Raw genomic sequence first — 23,155 nt, 5'->3', positions numbered from 1 at the left:
ACCATGCATGTAAAGGGACATTTTTTCCCCATCGCATCGAGTAACTATCAAGTGTGTGTTGCCACTATTAGCGACACACACATTGAGGTTATCAACGATGAACACGTTATCGCTCGCCACGTAATCTCAAGTCTAACATTAAGTTCAGGGATGGCAGGACTTGCCGACGAATTAAACTTTGAAGATGGCAGTCGTTTTATCCCTCAAGATGTAAGTTACAGATGGCCATTTAAAGAAAATAACCATCACATAATGGAGCGCCTTGAAAAAAGTAAATGGGTAATTTTAGCCGCAGTCATATTTACACCACTTTTTATGTGGTTAGTACTTTATAAAGCGGTACCGGCCATTGCTGTTTATAGTGTTGATACCCTGCCACGTAATGTTGTGGAACAGATGGGGGAGCAAAGTTTTACACTAATTAAAAAGATTGCGCTTGACCCAAGTGAGCTGCCCGCAGAGCAGCAAACTAAAGTACAAGCACATTTTACAAGTATGCTTAATACGTTATCGCTTGATCAATCGGTTTATAGGTTATCGTTTTATAAATCAGACAGCTTTGGTGCTAACGCGTTTGCACTACCCCATGGCCGTATCGTGGTCACCGATGATTTAGCAAATTTACTTGCCGATAAACCCAATGCACTAAAAGCGGTATTGCTACACGAAATGGGCCATGTAGTCCACCAGCATAGCGTACGCATTACAGCACAATCTGCCGCAAGTACTATTGTGTTAGCGGTTGTATTTGGTGATTTAGAGGGGGTTGCCGAAGTAGCGTTAGGTACAGGTGCATCGTTTGCTCAGCAAGGGTTTTCACGAGATATGGAACGCGAGGCAGATAGCTTTGCACTCACCCAATTAGAATCGCTTGGGTATTCGAGTAATGACTTTGCTGATGCAATAGAAGCGCTGCAAGAAAGCCATACCAGCGAAAACGAACACCTAGAAAAAGTAAATGACTTATTAGAGTACTTATCTAGCCACCCAAGTGCACAAGAGCGTATTGACAATGCTAGGAAATAATCGCGGTTATATTCAACTTGCTCGCTACATAGTGAGTTTAAGTTGGATATACTAATTCAATTAACTATGGGGGCTATTTTAACGTTAAATAAATCATTTAGTAACTAGGCAAAAAACTTTGTGTTTAGTGGTTCTAAATAAAAGTTTTTTAACGACGTTAGTAATTGATTTAGATCGTTAAATTGTTCAAATAGTTATTTGGGTTAGTATCATTCACGGCTTTTTCCCAAAGCTTTATCACGTAGCACCACTTGAAAAATTAATGACTGGCAGTGCTGGTTTTTCAGCCGAAGTGTCTGATTTAATTACACGTTCGGCGGGTGTTGGCGAAATTATATTTGGCTTGTGTTTATTTGTGTTTTATAAACATAAGCATTTGGTAGCTTTAAATATATTGGCGCTTATGGGGCTTTTACTTGCTGTAGTTGTAATGCAGCCACAATTGCTTATTGAAGCATTTAACCCTGTAACTACTAACCTGCCGCTTATTGGGCTAAGCGTTATTTGGTTAAAAGAAATTGAGCAGTTGAATAATCGATACCTCTAAATAAAAAAGGGTATGCAAATGCATACCCTTTTTTGTAGTACAAAATTTATAAAATTAGTACTTATTTTTATGCGTCCACAAATGCAGTAATTCGCTCGCAATGGTTGCTGCAGCAATTGCGGTAAGCTCACTTTGGTCGTACGAAGGTGATACTTCTACCACATCCATACCCACCATGTTTATGCCTTTTAGCGCACGCAGTACTTTAAGTACTTTATCTGACGTTAAACCACCACACACAGGAGTGCCTGTACCAGGCGCAAACGCAGGATCTAAACAATCTATATCAAACGTTAAGTAAACAGGTAGGTCTCCTACTCGCTCAAGTATTTGCGCTGCAATATCATTAGCATGTAAATCGTTGGCTTGCATTGCATCAATCACAGCAAACTCATGTTTACTTTGATCAAAGTCTGTACGGATACCTATTTGTATACTGTGCTCAACATCAATCAGCCCTTCCATTGGTGCATGATAAAACATAGTGCCGTGATCAAAACGCGAGCCATTGCTATAGGTATCGGTGTGCGCATCAAAATGCACTAACGCCATTTTGCCATGTATTTTTGCATGAGCACGTAATAGCGGAAGCGTTACAAAGTGATCGCCCCCTAAACCTAATAGTGTTTTACCTTGGCGAAGTATTTGATCAGCAGCCATTTCTAGTTGCGCAGTAAAATACTCAGGATCGCCAACAGGGTAAGTAAAGTCCCCTGCGTCTGCCACTTTTAAGCGCTCAAACAGCGGGAAAGTCCACGGGTATTTAGTGTCTTCCCATGCTAAATGAACCGATGCACGACGAATTGCATCAGGGCCTAAGCGCGCACCAGGGCGGCCCGAGGTCGCTAAATCAAATGGTAAGCCTAAAACCACTACGTCTGCATCAATTGCATTAATGTTTTGCACCATAGGACGGCGTAAAAACGTCATCCCATTTGAGTACAATGAGTGATCTGCGTGACCAAACAAAGTTGACATTGCTTATAACTCTTCTAAATAAGTGTAGCCATCAAGGCCGCTTTGCAACTCGTCTAAAACGCTTTGCTGTTCGTGTTTTTCAATTTTAGTGCTTACTAACTGCTCGTATGATTGCTGAAAACTTTCAACATCTAAATGTACATAGCGCATCATATCGGCAACAGTGTCACCTTGGTTTATCTCGGTAATACTTGCAACGCCTTGCTCATCCATATTAACAATTGCGCTGTGCGTATCACCAAACAAGTTATGCATATCACCTAAAATTTCTTGATAAGCACCCACTAAGAAAAAGCCCATTAAATAAGGTTTATCGGCACTAAATTCTGGTACAGGTAATGTGCTTTCAATACCTTGTCCATCTACGTAATGCTCAAGTGCGCCATCTGAATCACAGGTTATATCAAGTAATACGGCACGTTTTTTTGGTGCTTCAGTTAAGCCACTTAATGGCAATACCGGAAACACTTGATCAATGCCCCATGCATCTGGAAGGGATTGAAATAACGAGAAGTTTACAAAAAACTTATCGGCTAAACGTACGTTTAACTCGTCAATAATCGGACGATGAAAACGGTTTTTATTATCCATGTGCTTGTTGAGTTCATAACAAATACGAATATTAATTTGCTCAGCCCATGCACGTTGCGATAAGTCTAATAACCCGAGTGCAAATTGGTTATGCGCTTCAGCTAAATCACCTTGGCTGTCGTGATAAATCTCAATTAATGCACGGTCATCCGTTAAATCAGTTAACTGTACAAACGATGCCCACATGTTTTTTAATAACAGGGGTGCATCTGCCGCTGGCGCTACTAACTCTTCTGGCGTGTAACTTTCAGTACCAATAACATTAGAAATAAGCACAGCATGATGCGCCGTAAGCGCACGACCCGACTCAGAAATAATAGTCGGCATTGGTTGCTCATATTGCTTACATGTATCGCCAATGGTGTACACAATGTTATTCGCATATTCAGCTAAGCTGTAATTCATAGAGTTATGCGATTGGCTACGCGTGCCGTCGTAATCAACAGCTAAACCACCGCCTACATCAAGACAATCAATTTCTGCGCCTAGTTTACGTAGCTCACAGTAAAAACGCGCAGCTTCGCTTACACCTAAACGTACGTCACGAATGTTCGCCATTTGTGACCCTAAGTGAAAATGCACAAGCTGCAATAAATCAAGCTGGTTTGCGCCTTTTAAACGATTAACTACATGTAAAACTTGCGATGCGGATAAACCAAATTTTGATTTTTCGCCACCACTCGCTTGCCACTTACCTTTACCTTGCGACGCTAAACGTACACGAATACCAATGCGTGGTTTTACGTTAAGCTCTTTTGCTTGGCTAAGCACCATGTCTAGCTCAGAAAGCTTTTCAAGTACGATATACACTTTATGACCTAGCTTTTCGCCAATAAGTGCTAAACGTACGTATTCTTTATCTTTGTAGCCATTACATACAATAACAGCGCTGGTTTTTTCAGCTAATGCTAATACTGTGAGTAGTTCTGGCTTGCTGCCTGCCTCTAAACCAAGTTGCTTTTTTTCTACTTGTGCTTGGCTTGCTACTATTTCTTCAACCACTTCACGTTGTTGGTTTACTTTTATCGGGTAAACTAATAGATAGTCTTTAGGGTAACCATAGTTTTCAATCGCAGTATTAAATGCGCCGCATAAGCTGTGTACACGATGGTGTAAAATTTGCGGAAAACGAACTAAAGCAGGTAAGCTTAAACCTTTATCTTGTAGTTGCTTTGCGATATCTGTTAATGCAATGGTTTGCTCTGGTGCATGAGCCTTGGGCGCAACATACACATCACCTTGATCATTAATACCAAAAAAACCTTGGCTCCAATGACGAACATTGTAGCTCGTACGAGCTTGTTCTAGTGATGTTGTCTCTTTCATTTATCTTTCTCTTTTGTTTAATTAATGCCGGCTCGGCTAGTGCCGCGCATTAAAAGAAAAATAGAGATTCAAGTCCAACAAGTATTTTTGCTCGTAACGAGTGATTTTTGATGTTAAAAAAATAACCAAACAACTATTGCCCGCTAGCATATATAAAACAGGACTTTGATGATTTTTAAAGATAAGAAAAGTTATAAAAAATGGCTGTTTTTAAATGACTCATTATAAATTTTATTAGCAAAAATGAGTTAGCTCATTCAATAAAATTCATCTTGAGTTACTTTGTTTATAAAATTTACTTTTGATGGATTAGAGTAAGGTGTTCTCAACACCTCAAATTACTGCTATTTAGCCAACGTGTTGTGACCAAGTATTACCTATGTATTCTGCAAAGTGAATAAAAACTGCACGTCAAAAACGCTTAGCATACATCCACCAGCACCAATAACCGCACACAACTACTTATGAGTATTGTATAACTGACTCTTTATTTAACTATTATTGGCTTTTTATCTATCTCTGTCATATTTTCAACCGTAGATAAACCATACCCACCAAACAGTAAAGTCGTAGTAATTAACCTCAACTTGTAAGTATTGCCTATTGTAGATAATTTATGTGGACTAACTTTCCAGAGTTTTTTATAGTCATTTGCATTTACATAAAAGGCCGTATTATTATCAGCTAAAGTAACTACTTTATTTCTTAAAATAACAGTTTCAAGAAAGTGTCTAAAACATGTATTTTTATCAATAAAAACAAATACAATTTCACCTTCAATACATTTTTGCTGCAGGGGTTTTGGTAGTCTATAAATTAAAAATGCAAAAAATAGGAAACTAGCTGCTATAAATATAAAAATAATCACAAGGTATAATATATTCAATCTTTTATTCCATTAAAATATGAGTGCTGGTTTGGTATTACAATTTGCGATGTTTTAATAAGGGTAAGGTAGCCATTCCTGCCAATTAAAACTTTCGCTATACATTTCATCAACTATATCCATATACTCAGATTTTGTAGCTAGGAGGTACGCTTGCCTCTCTTTTGGGCTCATATAAGCAAGCCAATAAGGGAGATAACCTGGATAATCTACTCCAAACATATCTTCAAAAAATCGGCTTTCGGGTAGTTCAAGGGTAATTTCATTATGAGTAAGCTTTGGCATGCATTTGAATTAAATAGACTTTGGGGCGAACATAATTATTGCCATACCTAGCAGTGCTACTAAACCACCAATAATATCCCACATAGTAAGCTTTACGCCATCTACAACCCATAACCATAACCATAATAGCGCAACACAAATATATACGCCGCCATAAGCAGCATACACACGCCCTGCTGCAGTAGGGTGTAAAGATAGCAACCATGCAAATAGTGCCAAACTTAACGCTGCAGGAATTAAAAGTAAAATGCTCTTATCTTGCTTAAGCCAAAGGTAGGGCAAATAGCAACCCACTATTTCTGCTAAGGCTGTAATAGTAAAAAGTGCGATTGTTTTTAATTCAAACATAATGCTCCGCGCAAAAATAACAAGCATAACAATCAATACAAATTGTTATGCTTAGTATTCGTTATGAATCTGCGTTTTTATTCGCTAAGCGCCATAGTGGCAAGTTTCATTGTGCTTTCAAACGACTTGGTACCCGCTATAAATAAACCATTATGGCAAAACACGGCATCATCAATACCTGTTTCATCTACAAACGCTTGATCAGATAAACCAGACCATGCTTTAGGAAGCGGTTTTCTATCTTCAAACGAGCCAGGTTCAACGGGTACTGTTTGTAATATCCATTGCCCAGAATGCGATGGGTAAACCATGTATAGCGCATCGCTTGATAAAATATGCACTGTTTTTTTCCACGGTGTGTACTTTTCAAGCACGATTACTCTGGCGTCTTCTGCATTTTCAATTGCTTTGGCGACAATCTCTTTTGCATTAACACTACCGTGAGCTGAGGCAATAAAACGAACGAGCATGCGAGCTGCAAATTCAACGGCTTCATCAAAGCAGGTATCAAAGTTACTTTCTTCTTCCCATGTAGGGTTAAACATTGAAATTGTTTGGCTCAAGCTTATCCCTTTTGATACACCTTCAACATGACCACAATCAATGGCGTCAATTGTTGAAACTAAGCCCGAATCAACTCTATCAGCAACGGCTTGGTTATCATCACACAGCGCTAAGCCATATTTTTTCCACACTAAGCCAAATGATGAAAAAGGAATGCCATTTTCTCGTTCGCCTGCACCACCACGTTGATGATGATCGAAGCGATTAGTTTCGGGGTCGTATTCGCCACCTACATCAATTACAAAGTCGGCACCCTCTATAAGCGCTTTATCGCGAGTACGTACCAGTTTAAACGTTGGCAAAACATGTTTAAGTACAGCAATACTAAAAACGTCATCTGCATGAAAATTACCATTGTGGGTTACTACTGTTATTTCGCTCATTTGTTTATTGCTACTTTTAGAAAAGATAAAAATTCTCGCTTTGTAAGTTAGTCACTAATTATCGAGGCAGATTTTATACGAAGACAGGTGTTAAAAACAGTGAAGTATTTTTGCATCACTATAAAAGCTGCTTTTATAGTTACTAGTTTGAGTATGACTTTTATTACAAGATAATAATGAAGGAAGATATTTACGACACATTAAGCTTTAACATGTCGCAGCGTTAATGAACTTATTTACTAAGCCCTAATTCCATAAAAACACTTTGTGGATTATCTACATATGAGCCAAAACTGCTACAGCGTTTAAAGCCTAAATTTTCATATAAATTGATTGATTTTATTTGTTTTGGGCCTGTTTCTAAGCGTATTAACGGGATTTGTTTTTCGCCAGCTTGATGCAATAAAATCTGCATAATACGTCTTGATAGCCCTTTACCACGATGACTTGGTTTTACATATAAACGTCTTATTTCGCCGTAAGGCTGGGTATCAAATTTCTCTACAATCGCACCGCAGGCAATAATACCTTCTTCAGTTTTTAAACCAATAGCGTACACATTAGGTAAGGTTAATTCGTTTAACTCCAGAGACTGTGCGGTAGCCACAGGATATAAAGAATTTATAAGTCGGTCTATATCATCAAATACATTTACCACGTCGGGATCATTCGGGTTCAAATCGACTAACTGCATAAAGCTTCCATTCATTGTTATAAGTTTATTAAGCTTTAAATAATATATTTAAGCGGTCATAGCTTAGCATTGTTTAATTAAAAAATCTTTACTCCTTATTTAGCATATGGGTTATGACATTTCACCAGCTAAAAGAGCAAAAGTGGCCTAGCAAGTGTATAAATTTTGCTAAATTATTACTAATTAATAAATAGTAGTGTTCAAGTATTATTGCGCATTAGTATTAGCGCTATGCCATTTTGCATAGCCTTCTTTATCCATCGGCCTTGCAATTAAGTAGCCTTGCATGGCGTCAATATTCATTTTTTTAAGTAAGTCATATTGTTCTGTTGTTTCTACGCCCTCTGCAACTACCTCTAAGTTTAAGCTTTTTCCTAAACTGATAATTGTTTGCGCAATATTAAAGCCAACCGTGCTATCTAAAATTTTATCAATAAAGCTCTTATCTATTTTTAGTTCTTTAACAGGAAACGCACTTAAATAAGCTAAGCAAGAATACCCAGTTCCAAAATCATCAATCGAAAACAAAAAGCCTGCGGCAATGAGTTCTTTCATTTGTCTAATTGTATAATCTATATCGCTTGAGAGCATTGACTCAGTTATTTCTAACTTAATTTGTGATGCTCGAATATCAAATTTATTAATAATGTTGAACAACTCACCTTTTAAATTTGATGAATTGAACTGACTTTGACTAATATTAATTGAAACACTAAACGAGTTGTCAATTATAGCGTTTGCTTTAAGTTCATTAATTAAAATACATATATCATGCAAAACAATATTTTGTAGTTTTTGAATAAAACCGTATTGCTCAGCTATAGGTATAAATTCGTTTGCCGCTATCAGCCCTCTTTGAGGATGGTTCCACCTAATGAGTGCTTCAGCACCAACAACGTTACTTTGCGTATTTACTTGTGGCTGAAAGTAAGCACAAAACTCATTAGACGCAATTGCCCTCACTATATCGGTTTCTAGTTCAGTTTGTTTTTCAAGCAGTGTTTGTAAGGCTGGATCGTAAAAGCTACTGCTATTCCCCCTTTATTTTTAGAACGATACATAGCCGTGTCTGCAAATTTTAATATATTGCCTGCCTGCGCATTTACGCTATCAATTAGACAAATACCTATGCTGCAGCTTACTTGAAATGCAAGGTTGCCCACTTCAAATTTATCATGAAAAGCTCTTTGGATCTCTTTGGCTACTATTTTGCACTCTATGCTCGCCTGCTGTGTATTTTCTCCAACGTGTTTTAGTAAAATAATAAACCCATCGCCACCCGCTCTGGCCAACGTATCAGATCCTTTTATTATTGCGCTTAACCTTTTTGATAATTCCACAAGTACTTCATCACCCGCACTGTGCCCAAGTGAATCATTAATACGCTTAAAATTATCTAGGTCTAAAAATAATAACGCCCCTATATTTTTATCACGCTTAACACTCTCCACACACATGCTTAATTTGTCGCTAAGCATTCTTCTATTTGGAAGATTCGTTAATGGGTCATAAAAGGCAAGCTTATGTACTTCTTGTTCGGCCTTTTTCTTTATTGAAATATCTCTGGCCATCCATACTACGTGCCTTTTTGTAGGACTATTGGGGTGGTAATGATCTAATGCAGCAGCCCTGCCTTCAAAAACTATATTGCCCTTTGGTACAGCTAATTCATATTCAAAAATTTGCGTCTCGTTAGTCGAGAGTGTTTTTTTAATAACGTCCATTATCATTTGTGCATCGTCTTGGGAGAGCAGATCCTTAACACTTTGACCAATAAGGTCCTTGCTTGAATCAAGCAGTAACTCATTAGAAGTACCATACACATCGGTATAAATTCCCTCTTCACTTAAAATAAGAATGAGATCGGGCATTACCTTAGTGAAGGCTTTAAACTTTTCATTACTTTGCTGTAAATTCGCGAGAAGCTGTTTTGCTTTGTTAAATTCGTTACTTTTTTCAAGAGCGATACTAGAAAAGTGCACAAAAAAATCGATTAACTCTAAATCTTGCCTTGATGGTGATTTAGGAGTGCTGTGATAGATAGCAAAGGTGCCTAATAAATCGGCTTGAGTTGAAAAAATAGGCGTTGACCAACATGACTTAAGACCAAACTTTAGTGCTAAGTCTTTAAAGTCCTCCCACAGCGGTGAAGTTTCGATATTTTCAACAATAGTGCGCGATTTCGAAAATGCAGTAGTACCACATGAGCCCACTTTTGGCCCTATATAGACTCCATTAAGCAAACTACAGTACTCTGGGTGAATATTAGGAGCTGCGCAATGAAAAAGCTGCTGGCCTTTAACTGATAAGATTGAACACCTAGCGGATTCATCATCAATAATCTGCTCGATTGATGAACAAATTTCAGTAAGCACCTCACTTAAAGGTACCCCTAATGCAATTTTAGATAAAATGCCTTGCTGGTGAGATAATAACTTTTTTAACCTATCCGTACCCATTTTCCTTTACCCGTATTATTTATACACATTGAAACAACAAAAGCTTTAATCAAGCGCTTTTTTCTTACGCAGTAAAGTTCAGTATAGTCATGATTAGTAAGTTTTTTATTTTATTGGCAAAAAATAATCGGGCCTGTCTAAAATAATCATAGTTGCATATTACTGAACACCTATTGTTACTATATAAACAAAACCACAATATTAAAGCTAACACTTTGTTACTTAAAAGTACTATTCAAAATTTTTAAGCTATTTATACTATAAGTAATGGTAAATATTTTTTGAGGTTACAGTGCAGATCACACAAGGTATGGAATACTTTTTTTCGGGGTTTAAATTAATTAGCCAAAAAGGGCTAAAGCGTTTTGTCCTTATTCCGCTATTAATTAATATTTTGCTGTTTGGTAGCTCGCTGTTTTTTTTAGTTGGCTGGTTAAGTGATAGTTTTAGCTACATAAACAACATGCTCCCCGAGTGGTTAAGCTGGTTAGAGTGGCTAATGTGGCCTATTGCCGTATTAGTTGTTTTGTTTAGCTATAGTATGCTCTTTACAGTTATCACTAATTTTATTGCAGCCCCTTTCAATGCGCTCTTGAGTGAAAAAATTGAGCTTTACCTAACAGGTCAAAAAATTAACGATGACGGCTTTGCCGAACTAGTTAAAGATATACCTCGCATGCTTGCCCGTGAGTGGACAAAACTATGCTACTACCTTCCTCGCGCAATTGGCTTTTTTATATTGTTATGGGTTTTACCGGTCATTGGTCAAATACTATGGGTGTTATTTACTTGTTGGATGTACGCAGTTCAATACGAAGACTATGCGTTTGATAATCATAAAATTGACTTTAAGCAAATGAAAGACGATTTAAAATCTAAGCAAGGTTTGTCATACGGATTTGGTTTTGCTGTTATGTTGTTAACTGCTATCCCTTTTATAAACTTAATAGTTATGCCAGTCGCAGTGTGCGGTGCAACACGTTTATGGGTAGATAACTATCGTCCAAAATATCGCAGTTAATTAAAAGGTTGCTGACTTTTCAATATTCGAAGGACACCGTATTCTAGATTAAAAAGCACCTAAGGTGCTTTTTTTAATCTATTTTTAAAGCAATAAACTCAAGCGATGCACGCCTTGGTAATGCATCGCTTTGTTTATCTACTTCTTCAAATTTTTTAATCAAAATACTAAAGCGCTGATTATTAATATTAACGGCTGTAACTTCACCAATTTTTATACTGTAGTTTTGCTGCTGATCAAACAGCTTTAGTATTTGACCTTTTACACGCTCTACGTATAAATAAGGTGTTTGGTCTGGCATCTTTAAACGAATGACATTGATTTTACTTAGTTCATGTACCGCGACCCAATTCTGACTCTGCATTAACGTATTATAACGGCTAATACCTTCAGGCTGATAAACAACATCTTGGCTTATAACGCATGTATTACAGTCCTTTACTGATTCAATTCGCCAGTCAACAGCTGTATTTTTATAATACAAATTATCATTTTTTAGTAACCACTCACGTGCATTGTTAGTATCGCTACACGCTATTAGTAAGCTAAAAAAACTACTCAAGATAATAAACTTAGTGCTGAGCATCGGCTTCATACTATTGCTCTTTAATTGCTTTTAACTCAGCAATAATTGCACTACTTGGCTGTGCTTCTTTTATATAACTGGGCAGCGTTTCAATATTAGTAGGCGAGCTTTGTAAATTATGCACCTTACTGTTATTTGTATTTGGCACGCCAAATCGATTACCTGCACTTTGCATATAAAACTGTAAATTAAGCATGCTCCACTCATCTACATCACTCAGTATTGATATTGTATTATCTTGGTTAGTATCAAAGCTGGTTAAGCTTTCGGTGTTAATTGCATTACAATTAAAATCAACTGGTAGTGAGCTATTTCTATTTAACCCCTGTATTTCAAGTATGGTGCTTTCATTTAAATCTGCTGAACTACCATTTGAATAATCAATAATAAAATCATCCGTAGAGCCTAAATGACTATTAGTATTTGGTGCAATATCGCAACTAGCATTGCCTGGGTAAAAACGCTCATAGTAGCGATCGCCTTCGTTATTACCTATTGTTGATAAACCCGCTAATTGATATAAATAGTTCATAGAGCTTAAATGATTAGGCTTAAAATTAACTTCTTCATCACCGCCATGGTATAAACCTAAGTTATGACCTAACTCATGAAATATTGTTGATGCTTGATAATTATAAGTTACATTGGTTGCTACTTGCGTATCAAGCGTTAAACCCCAGCCCCCCATAGTTACCATTAAATCATTACCGCTTATCTCAGCAATACCCGAACCACTAATACTACCGTCTTCGTTACCACTACTTGCCATTAATAAATAATGGAAAATGGGCCTGCGAGTTATATCGCTATATTCCATTTTATAAGCAAATAAATTAGGGCTACTTAAATCGTATTCAAACGGGGTATAGCTATTAAAAGGGACAAGATTTCCGCCACCTAAATCAAAGTTTTGCGGTGCTGTATTTGTATTTTGATCAAACAAATCACCTACGTCAAAGTGGACTGTATAGCCTTTTTCTGCAAAAACAGTGGCTACTTTTTCAAGTGCTGTTCGATGTGGAGTAATACCTACATCACTGCTGTCCATATAATCAACTTCAATAAATATATCTTTTTGTGAGGTACGCGCCCCCCACTCATAAAGTGGTAAACCCGCGAATGTTGTACCCTGTTGCTCAGCGCAATCAGGAATACCATCCTCATCATCATCTATTGTGCAATTTATATTGTTTGGCCCAGCGGGTGTGTTAAACACAGAATAACTCCAATCAGTACTTTGATTAGTGTCTGTCGCATTAAGCTCGCGCTTTAAGCTGCCTCCTTGCTCGGAGATGATTTGCTCTGCGTTACCACCTTGCCATTGTGATGGCGTTACTGGTTCTTGTACTGAGTTACCAAATTTTACAAAGTCGATTGTTTGTGTACCTGCACTATTAAGTAATTCTACAAAACCGTTTATGTACCAATAAGGTCTAATTTCATCACTAGCATTACCTACAAGCGCTATTTTAGGGTTGTTAACTGATGCACTGACTAAAAAATCATCTCCAAACTTGCTTTGTAAAATAAGGTACTCACCATTTTCAAGCTCTTTATTGGGCAGTGAAAAAGTTGTCTCTGCACTAGTCGAGCTATTAATCATATTAATACTGCGGGTTTTAAGCGAATAACTCTGTAAGTTTACAGCAGCCCCTGTGCCGTTATAAATTTCAATCCAAGGTAAGTCGTTACTAAATTGCACAGAAGAAACTTCAGTTATTTTTATATCTTGGCTAGAGGTAGTAAAAGAAGTAGCGGTTTGCGTTTCAATGGCCGTATCATCAAAATTAGTTAAATCAGCTGTAACACGGACAATATATTGGGTATCTTCATTAAAGCTTGCGCTTACATTTACAGTATGAAAATAAGTACTTGTGTCACTAGTAGTACCCGACAAACTTTCAATATTTAAGGCCAAGCAAGTAGTAAAATTATCTGCCGACACTTGTACGCTTCCTGTACAAACACCACTACTAGAATTAACTGCTAAAGTGCTCGTTAGCATAATATCTGAAAATGTAATACTAACAGGGCTATCTACAAGAACTGGGTCATTATTACTTTGGGGTGTTACATTACTAATTGTAGCGGGCGTTGAATCAACCACAGTAATATTCAGGGTAAATTCGGTTGTGTCTTTTGAATCAGACGCAGTTAACGTATAGCTTTGTGAAGTGATACTGTTTGCAGAAGGCGTGTAGCTAAAAAGTAAGGCTTGTGCATCAATAACACTAATTTGTGCACCATTTAAATCATCACCAAAATCAATCTGAACCGTATCGTTATCAGCATCGCTAACTACTAAACTAAATTCTGTGGCTTGATTATATTGCACGCTAATACTTACATCATCTGCAGTTGGTGGATTGTTTGGTGCTAATACTACAACTGTTTTTTGAGCGCTATTTGTAGCGTTATCATCATCGGTTACAGTAACCACAAATGTAACATTGGTATTTTGTGCAACAGTGGGCGCATTAAAACTAATGCTTGTTTGTGTTTGAGTAAGTTCAACTACAGGACCACTTATTTGCTGCCAAGTTATGCTATTAATACTACCATCGCTGTCTTGTGCTTCTGCAACTAAGGTTACACTGTCACCTTTTTCAGCTTCTTCAGGGCCTGTAACAATGACTGTTGGCGCGCTATTTACTTGATTAATTAAAACCGTTTTACTCGCTTGAGCGCTTTTACCTGCATTGTCAGTTACGGTTACGCTAAAACCTAGTGTTGTATTTTCAGATACATTAGGGGCGGTAAAACTAAGGACTCCATCAGTTTGTGAAAACTCAACATTGTCCCCAGCAGACTGAATCCAATTAATATTACTTATAATGCCATCTGTATCTTGAGCGTTAGCAACTAAACTAACTTGTGTGCTGGCAAGTGCACTACTTGGGCCTGTTATATTAACTGTAGGAGCATTATTTTGAGAGGTGATAGTGCCTGAAAAAACTTGTTGTGCAGTAGCACCTGAGTTGTCAGTAACTGTAACCGAAAAGCTAAAGGTCGTATCGGTTGTTACACTAGGTGCAGTGGCTGTAAGCGTGTTACCGTTAGAGGTAAACGTAAACTCAGGCCCGCTAAGTTGTTGCCATTGATAGCTGGCAATTTGTCCGTCGCTATCACTTGCAAGCGCTGTAATAGTAAATGATTGATTAGAAGTAATAACGTTACTGCTAACCGAAAGCGTAACACTGGGCGCAGCGTTACCAGGGGCCGTAGTTGTATCACTACTTTCGCCTCCCCCGCCACAGCCTGTGATTAAAAGTGATAAAAAAGTAAACTTAGCCATTTATTAATATTGTTTTTTACCACTTTTAGCCTCTACATATTAACTATACAAATTTTGTGGCACCTTAGTAACGTTTAAATGAACGGTTATTTCCTCACGATCATGATATAGATGTTTAGCTTGCAACTCGTAATTGATACCTTGTTTCTCAAGCTCTTTTCTGATCATCGAAAGACATTCATAAACACTATCAAAGCGTTTTTTCATAGGCAGCTTTAAGTTAAATATAAACTCTTTTGCGTATGCATTTACTGCCCAGTCAATCATTAGCGTAGTCACTTTGGTCGGTTTTTCCACCATATCGCACACTAACCAAGTAATATTTCTTTTTTCTGGGCGATATTTAAAACCATCTGCTCTAAAGTGTTTAACTTGCCCTGTTTGCATTAAATCGTCATTCATTGGGCCGTTATCAATCGCACTTACAAACATACCACGGCGTACAAGCTGATAAGTCCAACCACCTGGGCATGCGCCTAAATCAACACTGCGCATACCTGCAGCCACGCGTGATTCACGTTGTTGCTCAGGAATAAATACATTAAACGCTTCATCTAATTTTAACGTTGAGCGACTCGGCGCATCGCTTGGCATACGAAGGCGTAAAATACCCATAAAAAATGGAGAGTTATTAAAGCTATAAGAGTAACCCACATAAGCCGTATTGTTTGTTAAAAACATAACATGCATTACTGGGCGGTTTGCTTTTGGCTCACGCAGTACAGTATTTTGTTTTTCGAGGGCTTTTTTAAGCGGTGTTGAGATTTTTTTACAGAACGTTAAAAGCTCTTTGCCTTCGTTTGTGTCTGGCGTTTCAACGCGCAGTTCTGAGCATAATGTAAAATCTTTAGCAGCTTCAACTACTGCGCTCACACGGTCCTCTACTGGCATGTTTTCAAGTAATGTGCCGGCAAACCATTGACGTGCAAACACCATGTTTTTAAAATCAACTTTTTTGATTATTTCATCGCTGTGATGCGCTTCAAAACATTCGTAAACAACATAACCTGTATTTGGTTTTGCTTTTACATACCCTGCAAAACCTTGCTCTGCAGCATGAAACGTTATTTCAGCAGCGGCATCGTTTTCAAAACCACTACGACAAAAAATCACAACACTAGACATATTAACCCTTAAACTCTTTAAAACTTAAATCGTGCAACTTGCACTAAAATAACAATCCAACCAATAATAAAGCACAACCCACCAAGCGGTGTTATAGGCCCAAGCCACTTCATTCCTGTTAGAGCGAGTAAATATAAACTACCACTAAAAAGTAGTGTGCCCGTTATAAAAAAGCCACCAGCCCAACTCAGGTTTATGCCCCATTTAATTAAAATAGCCACCGCAATAAGTGCAAGTCCATGTACCATTTGATACTCAGCAGCCGTTTTAAAAACGCCTAATGAATACTCCGATAAGCGGCTTTTTAAACCATGGGCAGCAAATGCACCTAACATCACCGAAAGCATACAAAAAATACTACCGGTCATTAAAAATAATTTAATCATCTAACCCCCTGCTCGAGTCTTAACGTATCTCAATTTGTTGCTTAATAAATTCAACGGCACTTAACGCTGCTGTTTCTCTATTTTGCAGTTCAGTTACGCCACTTTTTTTACGTGGTTTTAATGAGTGATCGCCATCACTCAGCCAAGTAAACAAAGGCTGCTTTGGCATTTTCATAGTAAGAAGTTCTTCACGTGTACCAAATGTATCTCGCTCGCCCTGTAATACCAAAAAAGGGCAAACAATATCAGCAAAATGATCGGTGCGTAATTTTTCTGGCTTACCAGGCGGATGAAATGGATAACCAAATGCTATAACACCTGAAAGGCTTTGCTCTGTACTACATGCAAGCATTGATGCCATGCGACCGCCCATCGATTTACCCCCTATAAACAACGGTAAATCTGGCTGCGCATTCGTTAGCACTCGTTCATAATAAATAAGTAACTTTGGTGCTCGCTCAGGAGGCCTGCGTTTATTAGTTTGTTTAGCGATTTGCATATATTCAAAATCAAATAAACCAACATCAACACCCTGCTCGCTTATTAATTTTGCCATGTGCTGCATAAAGTCAGAATCGCTACCAGCACCTGCGCCATGTGCAAATATAAACTGTGCTATTGCAGGTTGCTCCGTGCTTTTAAACCATTCAATCATTATTAATACTCATGTTCTTGCTCATGCTCTACTAGGCTCAGCATCCACTCTTTAAACGAAACTATTTTACCAAGCTCTGTTTGCGACTCACGAAGCACTAAGTAATACGCATTTTTACTCTCTAGGCTATGATTAAACGGAATTACCAAACGCCCTGCGTCTATGTCGGGTTTAGCTAATACACTATTGCCAATTGCCACACCTTGTCCATGTACCGCTGCTTGTAACACCATAGAGGAGTGGCTAAATATAGGCCCTTGATTTACCTGGATGTTACGCACGCCTGCGGTTTTCATCCACGTTTTCCAGTTTTTACGTGTAGTGTCGTGTAATAGTGTGTGATGCGCTAAATCACTAGGTTGATCAAGCGGCTTTACCCCGCTTAATAACATAGGACTACAAAGTGGTACTAAATATTCGGTATGAAGCTTGTACGCTTGTACGCCATTCCAATGACCCCTTCCATAATAAATAGCAATATCTACGTCATCAGTGAGTGAGTTTTCATCTTGGTCTTGTGCTTTTATTCGCACATCTATCTCTGGATGTAACTCATTAAACAAACTCAAACGAGGCACTAACCACTGAATAGCAAAACTAGGGGTTAGGCTTACCGTTAGTGAGCCCTTAGCGCCACGAGCTAATAGCTTTTCAGTTGCATCAATAAGCTGAGTAAAAATCTCTTTAATATCTAAAAAATAGCCTTGGCCTTCTTCAGTTAATAATAAAGAGCGGTTTTTACGTAAAAACAACTTCAGCCCTAAATGCTCTTCAAGTGTTTTTATTTGATGACTTACTGCCGCCTGCGTTACATAAAGCTCTTCAGCAGCTTTTGTAAAACTTAAATGGCGTGCAGCCGCTTCAAAGGCTTTTAATGCGTTTAATGGAGGTACCCGTCTTGACATAATAACCAAGCTTAGAATTAGTTTTTCTTATGCGTGAGATTATATACATCATATAAGTTTGTGTATATTAAAGGCATAAAAAAAGCGACCTGAGTCGCTTTTTAATAAACATCATGCTTAATTATAAATCGCTTGCACTTGTATCAAGTGGGGCAAAACTTTTAATTAAATCATCAACCGCTTTCATTTGCGTTAAGTACCCTTCTAACTTGCTAAGCGCTAGCGCACATGGGCCATCACATTTAGCTTCGTTAGGATTTGGATGCGCTTCAATAAATAAACCAGCAATACCCAACGCCATACCACTGCGCGCAAGCTCTGCAGCTTGTGCACGACGACCATCAGCAGAGTCAGCTCGTCCACCAGGGCGTTGTAGCGCATGTGTTGCATCAAAAATAACAGGTGCCATTGCCTTCATGTCATCCATACCCAGCATATCAACCACAAGGTTGTTGTAACCAAAGCTAGAACCACGCTCACAAAGAGCTACGTTGTTATTACCAGCTTCATTAAATTTAGTAATGATATGACGCATTTCATGTGGCGCTAAAAACTGTGGTTTTTTCACATTAATAATTGCACCTGTTTTAGCCATCGCCACAACTAAATCTGTTTGACGCGCTAAAAAAGCAGGTAACTGAATTACATCAACAACTTCTGCAACAGGTGCAGCTTGATGCGGTTCATGTACGTCAGTAATTAGTGGAATTTTAAACGTGTTTTTAATTTCTTCGAATATTTTTAAACCTTCTTCCATACCTGGACCGCGGTACGAATTGATTGAAGAGCGATTAGCTTTATCAAATGAGGCCTTAAATACATAAGGAATATTTAGTTTCGTCGTAACTTCTACGTAATGCTCTGCAACACGCATTGCTAAATCGCGAGATTCTAATACGTTAATACCACCAAACAATACAAACGGTTTGTTGTTTGCAAGTTCAATTTCATTAATTTTAATAATTTGGTCTTTCATTTAAATTCCTTAAGGTGCAACTGCTTGCATCATTAATCCACAAATATAAGCCATATAAGTACCCACACCGTAGCCTAGTACAGCTAACAAGACACCAACAGGCGCTAATGACGGATGAAACGCTGATGCTACAACAGGTGCTGACGCTGCGCCGCCCACATTAGCCTGAGAACCCACTGCCATATAAAATAACGGTGCTTTAATCAGTTTAGCCACAATTAACATAATGCTTGCATGCACTAACATCCAAATTGCACCCACTAAAAATAGCCCAGGGTTATTGAAAATAGCGGTTACATTCATGTGTAAGCCAATCGATGCAACCAAAATATATAAAAAGCTAGAAGCTACTTTTGAAGCGCCAAACGCTTCTATTTGCCTCACTTTAGTAAACGATAAGCCTATGCCAATCGTTGTTGATATAACAATTAGCCAAAAGAATTTACTGTTTAAGCTGTATTCTTTTGCCCATTCATAAGTAGTGCCAAAGTACGGCCCCAAAAAGTCAGCGCAAAAGTGTGCTAAGCCAGTTATACCAAATGCAATTGCAATCAGCGTCATGTAATCATTAAGAGTTGGAATGCGTGCATGTTCTGCGTGATATTCTTCCACACGCTTTTTCAAGTCTTCAATTGCGCTTGTATCAGCACCCGTCGCTGCATCAATCTTTTTATGATTTGCTGCCATTAACAATAAAACAGCCATCCAAATATTAGCGACAATTACATCAACTGTAATCATTACTGAGAATATATCACCACCAACTTCAAACATTTCTTTCATTGATGCTTGGTTAGCACCGCCGCCAATCCAGCTACCTGCAACAGTTGTCATACCGCGCCATACGGCATCTGGGCCATGCCCACCAACAATACTTGGGTCAACAGCACTGACGACTAAAATAGCTAATGGCCCACCAATAACAATGCCTAAAGTACCCACTAAAAACATAATAAGTGCTTTAGGACCTAAGTTAATAATCGCTTTTAAATCAATACTAATGGTAAGTAGTATTAAACAGGCAGGTAGTAAGTAGCGCGAAGCCACATAATAAACATTAGATTTATTACCATCTACAATACCAAAGGTATTTAATAACGAAGGTAAAAAGTAACACAGTAATAAAGCAGGTACGTATTTATAAAATCGTTTTAAAGCTGGACGCTCACTGTTTGAGGTTTTAAAAATAAACCCCAAAATAATAGCAAGCAAACCAAGCACAACGGCATCATTTGTAATTAATGCGCTTTGAGTTTCAACCATAATTATTCCTATTCTTAATGGTGCGTTTTATTATTATCTTCTAGTTCTTCTATTTGGTGTTGAATAATCTCTATTGCAGGATCGTCCGGACACTCATCTACAAAAAACTGTAAATCATCACGTGCCATTTTAGGGCAACCGAGCTGATTTAATAAGTAACCTCTGTCGCGTCTCTCATACGGGTCGTCGCCTATTAACTCCATTAGCATCTCTACACAGGTTAAAGCATGACCAAATTTATTTTCGCTAATGAAAGACCATTTTTGCTGAGCTAAAAATAACTTATATACTTCGTCATCAAAAATCAGTTCTAGTGGCTCTTGCTCTTGACCATCATCTTCATCTGCGTTTTCAGGGATAATATACCAACTTTGTTGTCCACTGCTTGGCTCTATTATGTAGCCTTCTTCATCACTAATCGCCACATGTACACCAACATCACCTTGGGTAAGACTAAGGTTCGCGTCACAGTTAGCTTGTTGTAAAAAATGACAAAGTATAATTGCCAGTGTTGTAGGTGAACCACTGCGCATAGAAAGCGTATAGCTTAATGTATTTAATTTATATTCAGGCACTTTTAAACCTGATGCACTAAATAGCCAATCACTGTAAAACATATCTAATAATTTTTCGAGGCGATCGTGCTCATCACTCACTTTTAAACACAGCGCTGAAATTTGCTGTTCAAAGTCAGTTAAAGTTTCATAACATGGTGTTAAATCTATCTGAGGGTCCCACTTTGACTCTGCTTTAATACAGCGGTAAATCGCTGGAGGTGTAAATTCATCGTAAGCATCATCAAGATAAGATTCATCGTGTTCGTCAAACCCGAGGGTAGTCATTAATACTGCAACATTTTAGAAAACGAAGGCGTAGTTTACCTAACTTTAAAGCTATATACCAATATAGAGGTGTATTTGAATATTTTCTGAGAGGGAGTTGTATTTGAGCTTTACAAAACAACTATAAAGCTCAAATAGTCAGATATTACTTAAAGCAAAAAAGCTGATTTAGACGTCGCTAAATAACCTATCGCTAAAATAACAGCAGTGTTAACTAAAACGTAAGCAACTTTAGCCGCCATTTTAGTTTGTCGGGCGCTTTTAGCCCCAATACCAATGTATATAACCACTAAAACTATTTTTTCTAATAGCCAATATTGTTCAAACGGATTAATTTTAGCCATAAATATAAGCGTAAGTGCAGACACTAACAACAACGTATCTATGCTGTGACTACCAATCATTACCGCTTTATTTTTTGCTAATTTACCACTGCCCATTCGCGAAAAAGCGCGAACATAAAATAATATTACACTTAACATCGCAATTGCCATGTGCGAGTGCTTTACTGCTAAATAATCCATATGCCCCTGTACTTCTGTTTTATAAAAATTTAATCAGGAAAACGGCTAAGAACCGCCTCTAACTCATCAAGCTTTTCGTTAAATACTTCAACCATTTTTGGTTCAAAATGTGTGCCTTTTTCAGCATTAATTTCATCAACCACATTTTGTAATGTCCAAGGCTCTTTATAACACCGTTTATGGCGAAGTGCATCGTATACATCAGCAAGTGCGACTATGCGACCAAATACATTAATTGCGTTTCCGCTTAGACCTTGTGGGTAACCAGACCCATCCCATTTTTCATGATGCTCTTTTGCAATAATTGCACCTGTACTCACAATTTCATGGGGAGAGTCTTTTAAAATAGTATAGCCTTTATCAGTATGGGTTTTCATCACTTCCCATTCTTGAGGTTCTAACTTTGCTGGTTTGTTTAAAATCGCATCAGGAATACCCACTTTACCTACATCATGAAGAGGAGACGCCAACCTTACTAAATCTGCATCATGTTTAGATAAACCATAGCCCTCAGCTAAAATATGACAAATATGTGCTACACGTTTAACATGATTACCTGTCTCGGTTGAGCGCTGCTCTACTGCTTCACTTAACCTATAAACAAGCTCTTGTTGTGTCGCTTCTATTTCAGACTGAAGCTGCACATTTTCAAAGGCAAGTTGCACATTTTGAGAAAATATTTTGATTAAATGACGCTGAGTATCCGTTAAATCCTTTGGGACACCTGATATGAACAGCATTGAATTATGATTGTACTCACTACTGCAGTACGCAAATAAGTAATTATCTTTATAAATGATACTTTTATCATTAAGCGCCTGATGACACGCACTTAACTGCTCAGCTTGTAATACCTCATCAAGCTCTTTACCTTCACTTTTTTCAAAATCGCCAGTGCCAGAGCAAACTATTAGTTTTTTATTTTTTTCATGTTCTGGGTTTTGTGCAACTAAAGTGGTGGCATACATAGCTTGATCAGCAATACCCAATAAAGATGTTAATTGCTGCATAACGCCTTCAATAAAGTGCTCTATTGAATGCGCAGAAAAAATATCACGAGACGCTATAATTATTTTCTCAAGCCCTTCGCGTGACTGCTCAATCGAAATAATATCCCGATACGAGCGTAGGCTCGACATAATAACAGTAAATAATTTTTGAGCCGTTAGCTCCGTTTTCGATTTGTAATCGTTAATATCATAATTAATAATGACTTGACGTTCAGGTGCCTGGCCAGGTTGGCCTGTTCTTAAAATAATCCGTATATGATTATTTTTAGCTTCTTCACGAATAAACTTAGCAACCTGCAAACCAGCGTCGTCGGTTTCCATTACCACGTCAAGTAGCACAATAGCGGCATCTGGATGCTCTTTTATGGTAACTGTTTACTTTGTCCGATTTCACCACCTTTAATGGCGTTTCATCGGCAAACAGCGTGGGTTGCCTTAACAGCTCGGCTTTAAGCCGTTCAACTAATGGCGCGAAGAGTG

At 38.0% G+C, this 23,155-nt stretch carries 20 protein-coding genes and 3 pseudogenes; 3 read left to right on the top strand and 20 right to left on the bottom strand.

The window, feature by feature from the left end; genetic code table 11:
- Window positions 1–3: 3 nt before the first annotated feature.
- The gene (locus tag L655_RS0114690; protein ID WP_024605433.1) at window positions 4–1,026 is read left to right on the top strand and encodes a M48 family metallopeptidase; all 1,023 of its coding nucleotides are present in this window, start codon (window positions 4–6) and stop codon (window positions 1,024–1,026) included.
- 181 nt (window positions 1,027–1,207) lie between these two features.
- The gene (locus L655_RS01000000125700) at window positions 1,208–1,573 is read left to right on the top strand and encodes a DoxX-like family protein (protein ID WP_029752867.1); all 366 of its coding nucleotides are present in this window, start codon (window positions 1,208–1,210) and stop codon (window positions 1,571–1,573) included.
- Window positions 1,574–1,627: 54 nt separating this feature from the next.
- Here L655_RS01000000125700 and speB read toward each other — a convergent pair whose 3' ends face one another.
- The 8 genes and pseudogenes from speB to L655_RS01000000125695 form a co-directional block, all read right to left on the bottom strand.
- On the bottom strand, window positions 1,628–2,551 hold the full coding sequence (speB, locus tag L655_RS0114680) for an agmatinase (RefSeq protein ID WP_024597470.1): 924 nt from the start codon (window positions 2,549–2,551) through the stop codon (window positions 1,628–1,630).
- A gap of 3 nt (window positions 2,552–2,554) precedes the next feature.
- The gene (gene speA / locus L655_RS0114675) at window positions 2,555–4,468 is read right to left on the bottom strand and encodes a biosynthetic arginine decarboxylase (protein WP_002958572.1); all 1,914 of its coding nucleotides are present in this window, start codon (window positions 4,466–4,468) and stop codon (window positions 2,555–2,557) included.
- Window positions 4,469–4,955: 487 nt separating this feature from the next.
- Entirely contained in the window at window positions 4,956–5,354 is a 399-nt protein-coding gene (locus L655_RS0114670) for a hypothetical protein (protein ID WP_024605431.1), read from the bottom strand.
- 54 nt (window positions 5,355–5,408) lie between these two features.
- Entirely contained in the window at window positions 5,409–5,639 is a 231-nt protein-coding gene (locus L655_RS0114665) for a hypothetical protein (RefSeq protein WP_024605430.1), read from the bottom strand.
- A gap of 9 nt (window positions 5,640–5,648) precedes the next feature.
- A complete protein-coding gene (locus L655_RS0114660; RefSeq protein WP_024605429.1) occupies window positions 5,649–5,987 on the bottom strand; it encodes a YnfA family protein in 339 nt (112 codons plus the stop codon).
- 77 nt (window positions 5,988–6,064) lie between these two features.
- Complete coding sequence (locus tag L655_RS0114655) at window positions 6,065–6,934, bottom strand: MYG1 family protein (RefSeq protein WP_024605428.1); 870 nt, start codon at window positions 6,932–6,934, stop codon at window positions 6,065–6,067.
- 232 nt (window positions 6,935–7,166) lie between these two features.
- Window positions 7,167–7,628: a GNAT family N-acetyltransferase gene (locus L655_RS0114650; RefSeq protein ID WP_002958569.1), complete on the bottom strand. Its 462-nt coding sequence runs from the start codon at window positions 7,626–7,628 to the stop codon at window positions 7,167–7,169.
- Between the two features lie 207 nt (window positions 7,629–7,835).
- Window positions 7,836–10,087: pseudogene (locus tag L655_RS01000000125695) on the bottom strand (EAL domain-containing protein).
- Window positions 10,088–10,379: 292 nt separating this feature from the next.
- Here L655_RS01000000125695 and cysZ point away from each other — a divergent pair.
- Window positions 10,380–11,108, top strand: a complete 729-nt coding sequence (gene cysZ, locus L655_RS0114635; protein WP_024605427.1) for a sulfate transporter CysZ — start codon at window positions 10,380–10,382, stop codon at window positions 11,106–11,108.
- 73 nt (window positions 11,109–11,181) lie between these two features.
- On the opposite strand, the gene L655_RS0114630 is transcribed toward cysZ, so the two are convergent.
- From L655_RS0114630 to L655_RS1000000127260, 12 genes and pseudogenes are all read right to left on the bottom strand, one after another.
- A complete protein-coding gene (locus L655_RS0114630; protein ID WP_024605426.1) occupies window positions 11,182–11,703 on the bottom strand; it encodes a hypothetical protein in 522 nt (173 codons plus the stop codon).
- 1 nt (window position 11,704) lies between these two features.
- The gene (locus tag L655_RS1000000126290; protein ID WP_241764497.1) at window positions 11,705–14,989 is read right to left on the bottom strand and encodes an Ig-like domain-containing protein; all 3,285 of its coding nucleotides are present in this window, start codon (window positions 14,987–14,989) and stop codon (window positions 11,705–11,707) included.
- A gap of 39 nt (window positions 14,990–15,028) precedes the next feature.
- Window positions 15,029–16,114: a 23S rRNA (cytidine(2498)-2'-O)-methyltransferase RlmM gene (rlmM, locus tag L655_RS0114620; RefSeq protein ID WP_024605425.1), complete on the bottom strand. Its 1,086-nt coding sequence runs from the start codon at window positions 16,112–16,114 to the stop codon at window positions 15,029–15,031.
- 17 nt (window positions 16,115–16,131) lie between these two features.
- A complete protein-coding gene (locus tag L655_RS0114615; protein ID WP_002958563.1) occupies window positions 16,132–16,500 on the bottom strand; it encodes a DUF423 domain-containing protein in 369 nt (122 codons plus the stop codon).
- A 19-nt stretch (window positions 16,501–16,519) separates the two neighbouring features.
- Window positions 16,520–17,155, bottom strand: a complete 636-nt coding sequence (locus tag L655_RS0114610; protein ID WP_024605424.1) for an alpha/beta family hydrolase — start codon at window positions 17,153–17,155, stop codon at window positions 16,520–16,522.
- A 2-nt stretch (window positions 17,156–17,157) separates the two neighbouring features.
- Window positions 17,158–18,060, bottom strand: coding sequence for a transcriptional regulator GcvA (locus L655_RS0114605; protein WP_024595289.1), 903 nt, complete (start codon window positions 18,058–18,060; stop codon window positions 17,158–17,160).
- Window positions 18,061–18,181: 121 nt separating this feature from the next.
- On the bottom strand, window positions 18,182–19,036 hold the full coding sequence (gene kdsA, locus L655_RS0114600; RefSeq protein ID WP_002958560.1) for a 3-deoxy-8-phosphooctulonate synthase: 855 nt from the start codon (window positions 19,034–19,036) through the stop codon (window positions 18,182–18,184).
- 9 nt (window positions 19,037–19,045) lie between these two features.
- Window positions 19,046–20,299 (bottom strand): DUF819 family protein, encoded by a 1,254-nt coding sequence (locus L655_RS0114595; protein WP_024605423.1) that lies wholly within the window; start codon window positions 20,297–20,299, stop codon window positions 19,046–19,048.
- 14 nt (window positions 20,300–20,313) lie between these two features.
- Window positions 20,314–21,141: a tetratricopeptide repeat protein gene (locus tag L655_RS0114590; protein WP_002958558.1), complete on the bottom strand. Its 828-nt coding sequence runs from the start codon at window positions 21,139–21,141 to the stop codon at window positions 20,314–20,316.
- A gap of 149 nt (window positions 21,142–21,290) precedes the next feature.
- On the bottom strand, window positions 21,291–21,665 hold the full coding sequence (locus L655_RS0114585) for a SirB2 family protein (protein ID WP_024605422.1): 375 nt from the start codon (window positions 21,663–21,665) through the stop codon (window positions 21,291–21,293).
- A gap of 29 nt (window positions 21,666–21,694) precedes the next feature.
- Window positions 21,695–23,035: pseudogene (locus L655_RS0114580) on the bottom strand (DUF3369 domain-containing protein); the annotation flags it as partial.
- Between the two features lie 7 nt (window positions 23,036–23,042).
- Window positions 23,043–23,155, bottom strand: a pseudogene (locus L655_RS1000000127260) (transposase); the annotation flags it as partial.

It is taken from the genome of Pseudoalteromonas sp. TAE79 (genome assembly GCF_000498015.1).
Classification (GTDB): Bacteria; Pseudomonadota; Gammaproteobacteria; order Enterobacterales; family Alteromonadaceae; genus Pseudoalteromonas.
Note: the sequence above shows the minus strand (reverse complement) of the source record. Positions and strands in the feature narration are given on the sequence as shown.